The following is a 13,489-nucleotide window of genomic DNA, read 5'->3' on the forward strand; positions in this document are numbered from 1 at the left end:
ATAGGTGGCGACGCCGGGTTTAACGCTAACGTCCGCCGCTAACGGCGCTCCACCGCCAGGTGAATCCCGTCGCGGGCGCGCACGGTCAGAAAGGCCACCGGCTCGGGCACCTTGCCGGGCAGCGCGGTGAGTTTCAGATCGCGCAGGATGAGCGAGAGCATCAGCACCCCCTCGACCATGGCAAAGCCCGCCCCGGTGCAGACGCGCGGCCCGGCGGAAAACGGCATATAGGCCTCGCGCATGCACTGCCGGCCGTTCTCGGTGCCCCAGCGTGCCGGGTCGAACCCGTCGGGATTGTCCCAGAGCCGTTCGTGCCGGTGCTGGTGCCAGGGGCTCAGCACCACCTGCGCGCCCTTCGGCAGCGTGCGGTCACGGAACCGCTCGGGACAGGTCGTCTCGCGCACCATCATCGGCACCGGCGGGTAGAGCCGCAGCGCCTCGCGGAACACGTCGCGCGAGAGCTTGAGTTTCGAGATGTCAGCAAAATCGGGCGCATCGCCGAGGATCTGCGCCTCTTCCGCCAGCCGCTCCTGCCACTCCGGGTGCGTCGCCACGAGATAGAGCGCCCAGGCCAGCGCCGAGGCGCTGGTCTCGTGGCCCGCCAGAAAGAAGATCGCCACCTGATCGACCATTTCTTCGGTGGAGAAGGTCTCGCCGGTTTCCGGGTCGGCGGTGGTCATGATCTTGGTCGCCAGATCGTCGGGCGCCCGGCCCGCCGCGATCTCCGTCCTGCGCCGTTCGGTCAGCTCGGTAATGAGGCCGCGAATGCGTTTCGCCGCCGCCTTTGTGTCGGCACGGAAAAAGCGCGGCATCCAGCGCGGCAGCGGCAGGAAGGCGGCGAGGTTGAGGATCGGCTGGGTGCGCTGATAGGCGCGGAATTCGTGAAACACCTTCTGCGCCAGCGCATCCTCGATCGGGATGGAAAACAGCGTGCGAAAGATGATGTCGGCGGCGGCATGGGAGGTCTGCTCCTCGATCTCCACCACCTCGCCCGCGCGCGCCGTCAGCCGCGCCAGCGCCGCCTGCGCCGCCTCCCACATCGCCGGATAGGTCTCGCGCAGCCGCCCGCCCTCGAAGGCCGGGTCGATGATGCGCCGCTGCCGCTGCCAGAGCGCGCCGTTGGTCAGAAACACCGAGTCGCCGAGCAGCGGGCGCAGCCCCTCCGAAATGCGGCCCGATTTGGGGAAATCGAGCGGCCGGTCCTTCAGCACGGTCTTCACCAGATCCGGCTGGTTGACCAGATACGACCGGAAGAAGGGCGTTTTGAACTCTGCCATCCAGGCGCGGTAGAGCCGCGCCGGTTGCGCCGAGAGGATGTCCTCCCGGAAGAGCTTCACATAGCGGCGCAGCGAAACACGGTCGGGGCGCGATCTCGGTTTCGGCGGGATCACGGTGCCACCGAGGTGAATTTCGACACCGCCACGTCGATGCGGCTGTTCGACGGCGGGCGCTCCGCATAGCGGCTGGCGAGGCTGAGCGGCCCGGCGGTGATCTGGAAATAATCGTAATCGAGCGGCCGATCGAAGGCGCAGAGATATTGGAAATGCAGCCGGAAGAACCGCCAGCGCAGGGCTTTCCAGCGTTCGGGGCTGAGCGATTTGGTGAACTGCGCCGAAAACACCAGCGGCCAGCGCTTGCCCGCAGGCGCCACGCCCGAGACCGCCACCGGATCGCAAAGCGCAAAGGCGCAGCCATCGCCCGGTGCGGTGACGTCGACCCAGGTCAGCTCGTTGCGCATGGACAGATAGGCGAGATCGGCACGCAGCCGGTAGGCGTCGCGCAGAAAGGAGACCATGGGCACCACCTGGCCGAGGCTCAGAAAGGCGAGACGCGGGCCGCGCGCGGGCACCCGGCCCTGCCGGATGAGATCGGCAAGGATCGACACCGCCAGATGCGCGCCCGAACTGTGGCCCACCACCAGCACCTCATCGGCATCCGAGCGCAGCGCCTCGGCGATGGTTTCGGTGAAGGCCGCCATGCGCGCCTCCAGCTCGGGCGGGTTGGCGCCCCGGAACTGCGCCGAATAGGCGTAATCGTGCATGAGGTAATAGGCGAAAAGCTTGCCGTCCTTGCGCTTGAACCAGCGCAGCAGCAGCACCGCCACCGCGCCCCAGGCGCCCAGGCCCAGCAATACCGCGACGCCCCCCAGCCAAGGACGCAACAGCTGGACCCCGGCATAGACGGCCCATCCCACCAGCAGCGCGAAAATCAATTGCAGCAGCAGCATCCCCACCGGGTAAAGCGCCGCGATCACCGGCCCCTTGCGCAGCAGCATGAGCCGCCGCAGCGCGCCGGTGGCGATATATTCCCAGGCCGTGCGCATCAGTTGCAGATAGGTCGCGGGGATCGAGGTCGCCATGCTGTCGCGCACGATGTCGGACCAGACCAGCACCTCCACATCCGCCTCGACCGCCGCGCCCCGCATCTCGGCCGACACATGCCAGCCATAGGGACCCTTGGTGGTCTTGGGGGTCAGCCCGATGTCATAGCCGGAAATCTCCGCCTGTGCCGCGCCCTCCTTGCGGTAGAGCTCGCGGTAGCGGCGCGGGTGAATCGGATCGTAACCGGGGATGTAGAACACCCGGCGCCGCCTCACCTCCTGCACCTCATGCGGGTCGTTGCCCATCTCTCTGCCTTCTTTGCCTCGATCCAGTCTTTATCAGCTCTTGTGGGCAAGAGTGTGGCGCGGATGGGCGCGGGCGCTGTCGTCTTTTCGCGTATTTCGAAAGAGAAGAAGACGAGGCGCGCGCCTGTGTTTCTTCTCTTTGAAAAATACGCCCGCCGGAGGCCTGCCAGACAGAGCGGTTTTTTGAGTATTTGGGGAAAGATGAAACCCGGATCAGCCCAGTTCCCCCAGCGCCGGGAAGGTTTCCAGCAGCCAGAAGGAAAAGGCCGAGAAGGCGCCGGTCAGCAGCATGAGCCCCACGGCGATCAGAAGCCCGCCCATGATCTTCTCGATGAGCGCCATATGGCGCTTGAGCCGGTTCATCACCCCCATGGCGCGGCTCAGGAACACCGCTGCCAGCAGAAAGGGCAGCCCCAGCCCTGCCGCATAGGTCGCCAGCAGCAGCGTGCCGCGCGCCACCGAGGTTTCGGAGGCGGCCATGGAGAGGATCGCGCCAAGCTGCGGACCGATGCAGGGCGTCCAGCCGAAGGCGAAGGCGAGCCCGAGCAGATAGGCCCCGAAGGCCGAGCCGCCGGTGTCGCCGGTGTCGATCCGCGCCTCGCGGTCGAGGAAGGGGATGCGGAAGACATGCAGGAAATGCAGCCCGAAGACGATCACCACCACACCCGAGATCCGCGCCAGCAGGATCTGGTTCTGCAAAAAGAACATGCCCAGCCAGGAGGCGGTGAAGCCCAGCAGCACGAAGACCGTCGAGAGCCCCATGACAAAGAACAGCGCCGCCAGAAAGGCGCGCAGCCGGGCGCGGCCACCCGCCTCCATCTCGGCCAGGCTGACGCCGGACATGAAGGCCAGATAGGGCGGCACGATGGGCAGCACGCAGGGGCTCAGGAACGAGATGATCCCTGCGGCGAGCGCCACGAACATGGCCGGCAGAAGGCTGGCGTCGATGAGGTCGATTCCGAACATATGCCGCTGATAGAAGATATTCGCGCCCCCGTCACGCGGCGCGGGGTCACATCCCCGTGGACAGGCCGTAACGCGCGGCGTAAGCGGACGGCATGGAAGAGCTCGATGCCACGGGGCTGCTCTGCCCCCTGCCCGTTCTGAAGACCCGCAAGCACCTGCTGGCGCTGGCGCCCGGCGCGCTGCTGCGCGTGCGCACCGACGATCCGGTGGCGGTGGTGGATATGCCGCATTTCTGCGCCGAGGCGGGGCACGGGCTGGAATCGCAGGACGAGGACGGCACGGTCATGATCTGGGTGATCCGGCGCGGCGCGTTTTAGGCGCGGAGTCGCGCGGCGCGACGCTAGAGGGCGGCGGTGGGCAGATTGCCCACCCTACAAGAAAAAAGCCCCGGAAACGCTCCGGGGCTTTTTTCGTCATTCTTCGCGGGCGCTCAGCGACCGATCGACCACCAGCCGCGGCGCTTGGGCTTGTCGTCGTCTTCCGGCGCATCGCCAGCCTCCGCCGTCTCGGCCACCGGCTCGGGCTCGGGCGCCGGTTCCGGCGCGACCTCCGCCTCGGGCTCTGCGGCAGGCGGCTCCTCGACCGGCGCTTCGGCCTCGGCGACCGGCACGGGGTCCGGCTCCGCAACGGGCTCGGGTGCCACGGCCTCCTCGGGCTCCGCGACCGGCACGGCCTCCTCTGCGGCAGGCTCGGCCGGGGCCTCGTCCATCGCCGGGGCCGGCTCTTCCGGCGCCGCTTCGGGCTCGGCCAGGGCAGCTTCGGGCTCGGTCACCGTTTCCGGCTCCGCCGCACCCTCGGCGGTCTCAGGCGCAGGCTCCGCGTCCGGTGCGGCGGCTTCCTCCACAGGCGTCTCGACCGCCACAGGGACCTCGGCCTCCGGGCTCTCGGCGACAGCCTCGGCGCTTTCCGGCTTCGGCTCGGATTTTTTCGAGCGCGAGCGCGACCGGGTGCGCTTGGGTTTGGCCGGGGCCGGCTCTTCCTCGGCGGGCGCAGCCTCCTCGGTGGAGACGGTATCTTCGGCGACAGCAACCTGCTCGGCCTGCGCGGTAACCTCGGCAGGTGCGGCACGTTCCTCCGAAACGCTCTCCGCCTCTGCGTCGGCACCCGCGCCCGCATCGCCTTCGCCCTCGTCGGACCCGTTCTCGTCCTCCTCGCCGTTCTCCTTGGATTTCGAGCGCGACCGGCGACGCCGGCGGCGGCGCTTCTTGGGCTTGCTATCGTCCTCGGACGCGGGCGTCTCGGCGACGGCCTCCTCCTCGTCCTCTTCCTCGGCGGCGGTATCCTCGTCGATCTGATCCATCAGCGTGGTATCGACCGAGACCACCGGCGCCACGACCTCGGGGACGTTGCGGGTGGCGGTCTTGAATTTCTCCATGGAGAAATCAGGGCTCACCAGATGCAGATCCCCCTCGATGCGCACGGACATACCGTAGCGCGCCTCGATCTGGGCCACATGCTCGCGCTTCTGGTTCATCAGATAGTTGGCAATGGCCACCGGACATTTCACCAGCACCTCGCGCGAACGGCCGCGGGTGCCCTCTTCCTCGATCTGGCGCAGGATGTTCAGCGCCATATTGTCGTCGGAGCGGATAAGGCCGGTGCCGTGGCAAGCCGGGCACGGCTGCGTCGTCGCCTCGATCATGCCGGGGCGCAGGCGCTGGCGCGACATCTCGAGCAGACCGAAGCCCGAGATCCGGCCCACCTGGATGCGGGCGCGGTCGGTCTTGAGCTTGTCCTTCAGCTTCTTCTCGACGGCGGCGTTGTTCTTGCGCTCTTCCATGTCGATGAAGTCGATCACGATCAGACCGGCGAGGTCGCGCAGACGGAGCTGGCGGGCCACCTCCTCGGCGGCTTCCAGGTTGGTCTTGAGCGCGGTCTCCTCGATCGAGCCTTCCTTGGTGGCCCGGCCGGAGTTCACGTCGATGGCGACCAGCGCCTCGGTGACACCGATGACGATATAGCCGCCGGATTTGAGCTGCACCGTCGGGTTGAACATCGAGCTGAGATAGCTTTCCACCTGATAGCGGGCGAAGAGCGGCATCTGCTCGACGTAATGTTTCACGTTCTTGGCGTGGGACGGCATGATCATTTTCATGAAGTCCTTGGCGATGCGGTAGCCGCGCTCGCCCTCCACCAGAACCTCGTCGATCTCGCGGTTGTAAAGGTCGCGGATCGAGCGTTTGATCAGGTCGCCCTCTTCATAGATCTTCGCAGGCGCAATGCTTTTCAGCGTCAGCTCGCGGATCTGTTCCCAGAGCCGCTGAAGATATTCGTAATCGCGCTTGATCTCGGTCTTGGTGCGCTTGGCACCGGCGGTGCGGATGATCAGCCCCGCGCCCTTGGGCACGTCGATTTCCTGCGCGATCTGCTTGAGCTTGGAGCGGTCGGTGGCGTTGGTGATCTTGCGCGAGATGCCGCCGCCACGGGCGGTGTTGGGCATCAGCACGCAGTAGCGGCCCGCCAGCGACAGGTAGGTGGTGAGCGCCGCGCCCTTGTTGCCGCGCTCTTCCTTGACGACCTGCACCAGCATGATCTGGCGCACCTTGACGACTTCCTGAATCTTGTACTTCCGCGGGCGCGGCTTGCGCTTGGGGCGGATGTCTTCCTCGGTGTCGTCATCGGCCACCGACTCGATGCTGTCGTCGCGGGCGGCGTGATCGTCGTCGCCGTCGTCGTCCTCATCCTCGTCGGAGGAGTCGTCCTCGCTTTCGGTTTCGTCCGAAGCCTCGGCCTCCTCTGCCGCCGCTGCGGGCTCAGCCCCGGCGGGCGGGGTCTCTTCGGAGGGCGCGGCCTCATCGGCGCTGCCCGCCTCTTCGGCCGGAACGGCGCTGTCCTCGGCGGGTTCCTCGACCGGCGTTTCCTCGACCAGCTCCATCGGCGAGAGACCCTCGGCAGTATCGTCGCCGGTTTCCTCGTCGGCCAGGTCGATGGTCTCCATCCCCTGGATCTCGGAGACTTCCGCCGTGGCCGTCTTGTCGTCGGTCTTGGTCTTTTCCGCCTTGGAGCGCGAGCGCGACCGCGAGCGGCGCGACCGCGAGGAGCGCGAGCGGGATTTCTCCTTATCGCCCTCGTCCTCTTCCTCGGCCTCCGCGGCAAGCGCGGCCTCTTCCTCCATCAGCGCCTGACGGTCGGCGACGGGGATCTGGTAATAATCGGGATGGATTTCCGAGAAGGCGAGGAAGCCGTGGCGGTTTCCGCCGTAATCCACAAAGGCCGCCTGGAGCGAAGGCTCCACCCGCGTCACCTTGGCGAGATAGATGTTCCCCGCTAGCTGACGCTTGTTCTCCGATTCGAAGTCGAATTCCTCGACCTTGTTTCCGTCGACCACCACAACGCGGGTTTCCTCCGCGTGGGTGGCGTCGATGAGCATTTTCTTTGCCATGTTGTCCGTCTGCACGGCGCAAGCGCCCCAGCTCCTCCGGGAGGGGGACGAAGAGGTGTTGCGGCGTGGCTTGTCTGGGCGAGTTGCGGCGTGCAGGCACGGGAAGACAATCTGTCTTCACCCGGGTGCCTGCATTGCGTCGCACGCTTCATCGCGTTTCTTCTCCGACGCATGTCCGGGCATCGCCCGGCTGCGCCTGTTTACGGCCCGTCGCCTGTCAGGCGATCCGAGCGGTCTTCGGGTGGCCTTGCGGCCCGATCGGCCTGCTCCGGGTCCTCGGTGGGATCGCGCCGGCGCAGCGAAACTCTGGTGGTCTCGTATGTGCAGAGACCTGTCCGCCAGCATAAGGGACGGGGTGTGGAAAAGACAATATGGAATATGACGGGGCGGTAAAGAACGACGGGGAGCCGGGGCCGGGTCATGCATACGACCCGGCAGAGGGGGCGCCGGGTGCCGTCGAACCGCCCGCGGATGGCGAGCGCTCGGACCTTGGGTTCAAGCCAAGGCGACCGCTGCTGCACACGGCACGCATGTCAGCTATTCGGCTCCGGCGGCCAGGCGCTTGGCCAGCGCCAAATTCAATGCCATCGCCATCAGCAGAAAGACCGCGCCAAGACTCCACGCAACGGATGTGGAGTATATCTCGGCGACGGCACCGGCCATGACCAACCCAATTGCAGCCCCCAATTGTTGTATGAGGGATCGCAGCGACAGCATGGTCGACCTCTGACGATCTTCAACACAGCGATGCAGGATGCTGCTTGCGGGGGTCTCGCTTGCTCCGAGCGTGATGGAATATGCAAGAAAGACGACAATAAATCCCAAAAGGCTCCCCTGCATTGCCAGTGCGACCTGAACCACCCCAAGACCTGCAAAAATTGCCGCAAGCGTCACTGCGTGGCGGCGCCGGAAGACCCGGCTGATATGGGGGGACAGCGATGCGCCAAAGGCGATTGAGAAAAAGTAGCCCGCGGTCAAGGCTCCGATCGCGGTGTTGGCATAGCCGTCGTCCAACATGGGCTTTGCGTATGTCGGCCAGATGACCTCGACCGGGTTTGTCGCCATCAGAAACAGCGCGAGCGCCGCCAGAAGCGTGGATAATGTCGGGTGTTTCAGCGCAAGAAGACCGGCCTCGGCAATCACCGAGGGAACGCTGGCGAACCCTTGTCTTAGGGTCGTCAGTTTGAGCGGGCGCGGCTTTTCGGCGATGGCGAGCATGGTGTAAACCAATACGCCGACCATCGCGGCGAAACTTGCCGCGTAGGAAACATCGTAGACGCTGATCCCATACGCCAAGCCTGTTGCGCCAATTGCGTCTGGCAGGAGCCCTCCCAAAATGGCGCCAATGGCAAGGCCCATTGCATTGGCCCATTGCGCCTTTGCCAGAGCGGGTTGGACATCCACATTTGGCGCGGCGGCTTTGAACGTTTCGACGAACCATGCATCGAGTGTGCCTGAGCGAAGGGAACGTCCGAACCCGATGAACGCAAACGAAAGGGCCAGGACACGAAAGTCGCTCGATGAAAGGAAAAGCGCCAACGAGATCAGACTGGCGATGACCGCTGCAAGAAAAACCGGCTTGCGACCAATGCTGTCGGCCAGGCCGCCGAACGGAAGTTCCATCGCCATGGCGGTAAGGGAATAGACCCCGAACAGAAGCGAGATCTGAAACAGGTCCATGCCGCGATCCGCCAGCGCGAGCGCGACGACAGCGACCGTCAGCCCCATGGCAAACCGGTCGAGAAACTGGTGTATTTGAAACACCCGAATGTGCCGTCGCGCTGTGTCCGTCAGAGCCTTGAACGAGAACTCGATTTCCGTTGCCATGGCCGAAGCATCTGCCTTTTCACACCTGTTCGCAACGGCTTGCCGGCAGGAAGGGGACTTAGCGCTGCGTGGACTCAGTCAATCCCGCGACCGCAGCGAATGGCAGGTTTGTCCCGAATTGCGCCCCTTACGCATCTTGCCGGAGCACACCCCTTATGAAACGCCACGCTACGGACTCTCCTGAGTGACCCGCGAGAGCCGGGCCAACGCCCGGCCCCGTCAGCTCAGTCGAACGCCTTCAGCCGCCTGATCAGGCTCGACGTGTCCCAACGCCCGCCGCCCATGGCCTGCACGTCCTTATAGAACTGATCGACCAGCGCGGTGACCGGCAGCGCCGCGCCGGTTTCCTCGGCCGTCGCGAGGCAGATGGCGAGATCCTTGCGCATCCAATCCACCGCAAACCCGTGCTCGAACTTGCCGTCCAGCATCGTCTCGTAGCGGTTCACCATCTGCCAGGAGCCCGCAGCACCGCCACCGATCACCTCGACCACCGCGCGCCCGTCGATGCCCGCCTTCTCGGCAAAGGCCAGCCCTTCGGACAGCCCCTGCACCAGACCCGCGATGCAGATCTGGTTGACCATCTTGCATTTCTGCCCGGCGCCGCTGTCGCCGATGCGCTTGCAGAGCTTGGCATAGGCGCCGATCACCGGCTCGGCCATGTCATAGTCGGGCGCATCGCCGCCGCACATCACCACAAGCTGGCCGTTCTCGGCCCCCGCCTGCCCGCCCGAGACCGGCGCATCGACAAAGCCGAAGCCGTTTTCCTTGGCGACTGCATATAATTCCACCGTCACCATCGAACTGACAGTGGTGTGATCGACAAAGATCGCGCCCTCGGACATGCCGGCGAAGGCGCCGTCCTCACCCAGACAGACGCTGCGCAGATCGTCGTCATTGCCGACACAGGCCATGATGAATTCCGCGCCTTCGGCGGCTTCACGCGGTGTCGGCGCCATCTTGCCGCCATGCTCGGCCACCCAGGCCTCGGCCTTGGCTGCGGTGCGGTTGTAGACCGTCACCTCGTGACCGGCGGAAACCATATGCCCCGCCATCGGATAGCCCATCACCCCGAGCCCCAGAAACGCGCATTTCGCCATGGTTCAACCTCCCGTTATCGCTGACGTCAGAAGACTTGTCGCCCCTTGCCCGCCCCTTGGCAAGGGGACGGCGGCACGCTAAGCCCCCGAAAGACCGGACAACGCGGAGCATTCCTGCATGGCGACACTCTTTCGATGGCTTCTCAGGCTCGCCTCGGCGGCGATCTTTCTGACCGTCATCGTGGTGGCGCTGGTCTATTACCTGGCCTCGCGCTCGCTGCCAGACTACGACAAGGAGCTGGCCGTCGCCGGCACCGACGCCGAGATCGAGATCGTGCGCGACAACGCCGCCGTGCCGCATATCTTCGCCCAGACCGACGCGGATGCCTATTTCGGCCTGGGCTATGCCCATGCCCAGGACCGGCTGTGGCAGATGGTGCTGATGCGGCGCAGCGTGCAGGGACGGCTGTCCGAGCTGTTCGGGCGGCGCACGCTCGACACCGATATCCTGATGCGGCGGCTGGATCTCTACCCGCTGGCGGTGCGCTCGGTGCTGGCGCAGGACGCCGAGACGATGGCGGCCCTGCGCGCCTATGCCGCCGGGGTCAACGCGCGGATCGCCGAGATCAATGCCGAAAGCCTCGGCCGGGGGGCACCGGAGTTCTTCGTCTTCAACGCCCCCATCGCGCCCTGGCAGCCGGCGGATTCCATCGCGCTGATCAAGCTGATGTCGCTGCAGCTCTCGGGCCAGTTCCGCGACGAGATCCTGCGCGCCCGCACCTCGCTGCTGCTGCCCGATCCGGACCGGCTGGCCGACATCCTGCCCGATGCGCCGGGCAGCGGCATTGCCGCCCTGCCCGATTACGCCAGCCTGTTCCCCGGCAAGACCCTGCCGCGCTACGCCGAAACCGCCGGCCCCCGCCCTACCGCGCTGCTACCGCTGGTGCCCGAGCGCGGCATGGCCGGCGCCTCCAACGCCTGGGCGGCGGCGCCCGCGCGCTCCGCCGGCGGCGGCACGTTGCTGGCCAACGACCCGCATCTGGGCTTTACCGCGCCCTCCACCTGGTATCTGGCGCGGTTGCAGCTCTCCTCCGGCGGGGTGATCGGCGGCACGATCCCCGGCATCCCGGCGATCATGCTGGGCCGCTCGCAGCGCCTCGCCTGGGGGATCACCTCGTCCTATCTCGACGATCAGGATCTCTTCATCGAAGAGCTGAACCCCGAAAACCCCGAGCAATACCGCACCCCCGACGGCTGGAAACGCTTCGAGACGCGCCGCTCGATCGTCGAGATCAAGGACGAGCAACCGGTCACCGTCACGCTGCGCTGGACCGAGAACGGCCCGGTCCTGCCCCGAAGCCGCTTCGATCTCGAGGCGATCACCCCGCCCGGCCATGTGGTGGCGATGAGCTGGACCGCGTTGTCCGATGCCGATACCTCGATCGGCGGGGCGCTGCGGCTGATGACCGCCGGCAGCGTCGAAGAGGCGCTGGCCGCCGCGCCGCTTTATGTGGCCCCCTCGCAGATGCTGACGGTGATCGACCGCGACCATGTCGCGCTGAAGCTGGTGGGGGCGATGCCCCGCCGCGACGCGCGGCACCAGAGCCAGGGCCGCCTGCCCGCGCCCGGCTGGATCGCCGAGAACCGCTGGCAGGGCATGCTGCCCGACGCCTCGAACCCGGTCTGGGTGGATCCGGCGGGGGGCATCGTCGGCAACACCAACAACAAGATCATCGACCGCCCCTTCCCGCTGCATGTGAGCTACGACTGGGGCGACAGCCAGCGGATCATGCGCTGGACCCAGCTCATGCAGGGCCGGCAGGTGCACACGCGCGACAGCTTTATCGAGGCACAGCTCGACACCGTCTCGCCCGCCGCGCGCACGCTCTTGCCGCTGATCGGGCGCGATCTGTGGTACACTGGCGAGGCCGCCCCCGCCGGCACGCCCGAGCGTCAGCGCCAGCGCGCGCTGGATCTTCTGGCCAACTGGAACGGCGAGATGAACGAACATCTGCCCGAACCGCTGATCTATGCCGCCTGGCTGCGCGCATTGCAGGATCGGCTGATCCGCGACGAGCTGGGCCCGCTGGCGGATGCCTATGACCATGTGGAGCCGCTCTTCATCGAACGGGTCTACCGCAACGTCGACGGCGCCAGCGTCTGGTGCGACGTGATCCGCTCGGTCGCGGTGGAAAGCTGCACCGACATCGCCCGGCTGGCGCTGGACGACGCGCTAGTCTGGATCGGCGAGACCTATGGCACCGCGCTGGAAAGCCTGCGCTGGGGCGATGCGCATCAGGCGCTGCACAAACATACGGTGCTGGGCGACATCCCGGTGCTGCGCTATTTCGTGAACATCCGGCAAAGCACCTCGGGCGGCGATTTCACCCTCGAACGCGGGCGGACCTCGGGGCAGGATCCCGAGCCCTTCCTCAGCGTGCATGGCGCCACCTATCGCGGCGTCTACGATTTCGCAGATCCCGACAGTTCGGTGTTCATCAGCTCAACCGGGCAGTCGGGGCATTTCCTGTCGCGCCATTACGACGATCTGGGCACGCTCTGGCGGCGCGGGGAATATATCCCGATGTCGCTGGACGAGGATCTGGCCCGGGCCGCCTCGATCGGGGTGACCCGTCTGGTGAGGCCGTGACCGGCGCTGTGCCTGGAGAGGACCATCTGGACAAGGCCACCGCGCGGGCCCGCGCCCGCGCCGCGCTGGAGACGCGGCACCCCGGCCAGAGCTTCGGTCTGGGCTGTCTGAAGAATGTCGAGACACCGCTGCCCGCGCAGGTGTTCTGCGCTGCCACGCCCGATAGGCGACTCACGGTCAAGGTCTTTGCCCGCGATCTGGCCGAGAAGGCCCGCGCGCAGGCCGCGCGGCAGCGCGAGCTGGCCGCGGCGCTGCCCGGACAGGTCGCGGACTGGCTGTTCTTCGACGAGACGGCGCTGGTTCTGGGCATGTCCTATGTGGACGGGCCCAGCCTGGCGGCGCTCTGGCCGCATCTGGATGCGGCCAGAGCCGGGCAACGGCTGGAAGAGGCCGGGCGCTGGCTCGCGGCCTTTCACGGGCTCACCCGCGTCGCGCACCCGTTCCGGCCGAAGGGCCAGATCGCCTGGCTGAACCGGCTGCTGGAGCAGCACGCGGACGGACGGCGGCAGATCCCGCAGATCGCGCAGTTCCGCGGCGAGGTCGAAACGCTCGAGGCGATGTTCCGCGCGGTGCGGGGCAAACCCGCGCAGCGCGCCGTCACCCACCGCGATCTGCACCTGTCGAACCTCATGGTCACGGAGCGCGGTCTGGTCGGGCTCGATTTCGAGAACGACAAGCCGGACGAGCCCCTGCGCGATCTGGTGGTGCTGCTGATCGACGCGCTGGCCCGGCACGGCAAGGCTGCCGATCCCGTCCCGGCGGCAGAGGCGCTGCGGCGCGGCTATGGTCCGACCGGCACCGATCCGCAGGCGCTGCTGTTCCTGCAGCGGCTCTTCGCCCTCGGGGTCTGGGCGGCCACCCCGTCCGAGCCCTCGCTGCACCAGACCGCGCGCTATCTGGCCGCGCGCCGGATCGTCGAGGCCGCGACCCCGCTGTTTCGCTGACCCGCGCCGGGCCCCTGCCCGTGCATCCCCACCCGCGCCGCAAATTCCTTTAAAGGA

General features: G+C 66.6%; 9 protein-coding genes. 3 read left to right on the forward strand and 6 right to left on the reverse strand.

Annotated features, from left to right (window positions below; translation table 11 throughout):
* Window positions 1–38: 38 nt before the first annotated feature.
* The 3 genes from M4578_RS17855 to M4578_RS17865 form a co-directional block, all read right to left on the reverse strand.
* Window positions 39–1,391, reverse strand: a complete 1,353-nt coding sequence (locus tag M4578_RS17855) for a cytochrome P450 (RefSeq protein WP_258094655.1) — start codon at window positions 1,389–1,391, stop codon at window positions 39–41.
* A complete protein-coding gene (locus M4578_RS17860; RefSeq protein ID WP_258094656.1) occupies window positions 1,388–2,626 on the reverse strand; it encodes a hypothetical protein in 1,239 nt (412 codons plus the stop codon). Before M4578_RS17860 ends, M4578_RS17855 begins: the two co-directional genes overlap by 4 nt.
* Before the next feature lie 213 nt (window positions 2,627–2,839).
* The gene (locus M4578_RS17865; protein WP_258094657.1) at window positions 2,840–3,592 is read right to left on the reverse strand and encodes a cytochrome c biogenesis CcdA family protein; all 753 of its coding nucleotides are present in this window, start codon (window positions 3,590–3,592) and stop codon (window positions 2,840–2,842) included.
* A gap of 92 nt (window positions 3,593–3,684) precedes the next feature.
* Here M4578_RS17865 and M4578_RS17870 point away from each other — a divergent pair, with 92 nt between their 5' ends.
* Complete coding sequence (locus tag M4578_RS17870) at window positions 3,685–3,909, forward strand: sulfurtransferase TusA family protein (protein ID WP_258094658.1); 225 nt, start codon at window positions 3,685–3,687, stop codon at window positions 3,907–3,909.
* A 113-nt stretch (window positions 3,910–4,022) separates the two neighbouring features.
* On the opposite strand, the gene M4578_RS17875 is transcribed toward M4578_RS17870, so the two are convergent.
* The 3 genes from M4578_RS17875 to M4578_RS17885 all read right to left on the reverse strand — a co-directional run bounded on the left by M4578_RS17875 (window position 4,023) and on the right by M4578_RS17885 (window position 9,898).
* Complete coding sequence (locus tag M4578_RS17875; protein ID WP_258094659.1) at window positions 4,023–6,974, reverse strand: Rne/Rng family ribonuclease; 2,952 nt, start codon at window positions 6,972–6,974, stop codon at window positions 4,023–4,025.
* Window positions 6,975–7,511: 537 nt separating this feature from the next.
* Window positions 7,512–8,801: an MFS transporter gene (locus M4578_RS17880; protein ID WP_258094660.1), complete on the reverse strand. Its 1,290-nt coding sequence runs from the start codon at window positions 8,799–8,801 to the stop codon at window positions 7,512–7,514.
* 224 nt (window positions 8,802–9,025) lie between these two features.
* The gene (locus tag M4578_RS17885; RefSeq protein ID WP_258094661.1) at window positions 9,026–9,898 is read right to left on the reverse strand and encodes an NAD(P)-dependent oxidoreductase; all 873 of its coding nucleotides are present in this window, start codon (window positions 9,896–9,898) and stop codon (window positions 9,026–9,028) included.
* A gap of 118 nt (window positions 9,899–10,016) precedes the next feature.
* On the opposite strand from M4578_RS17885, the gene M4578_RS17890 reads away from it, so the two are divergent.
* Window positions 10,017–12,488, forward strand: a complete 2,472-nt coding sequence (locus M4578_RS17890; RefSeq protein WP_258094662.1) for a penicillin acylase family protein — start codon at window positions 10,017–10,019, stop codon at window positions 12,486–12,488.
* Window positions 12,485–13,432 carry a phosphotransferase family protein gene (locus tag M4578_RS17895; RefSeq protein ID WP_258094663.1) on the forward strand — a complete coding sequence of 316 codons (948 nt, stop codon included), beginning with the start codon at window positions 12,485–12,487 and terminating at the stop codon, window positions 13,430–13,432. Before M4578_RS17890 ends, M4578_RS17895 begins: the two co-directional genes overlap by 4 nt.
* Window positions 13,433–13,489 lie beyond the last annotated feature (57 nt).

It is taken from the genome of Salipiger pentaromativorans (genome assembly GCF_024721115.1).
Lineage (GTDB): Bacteria > Pseudomonadota > Alphaproteobacteria > Rhodobacterales > Rhodobacteraceae > Salipiger > Salipiger pentaromativorans.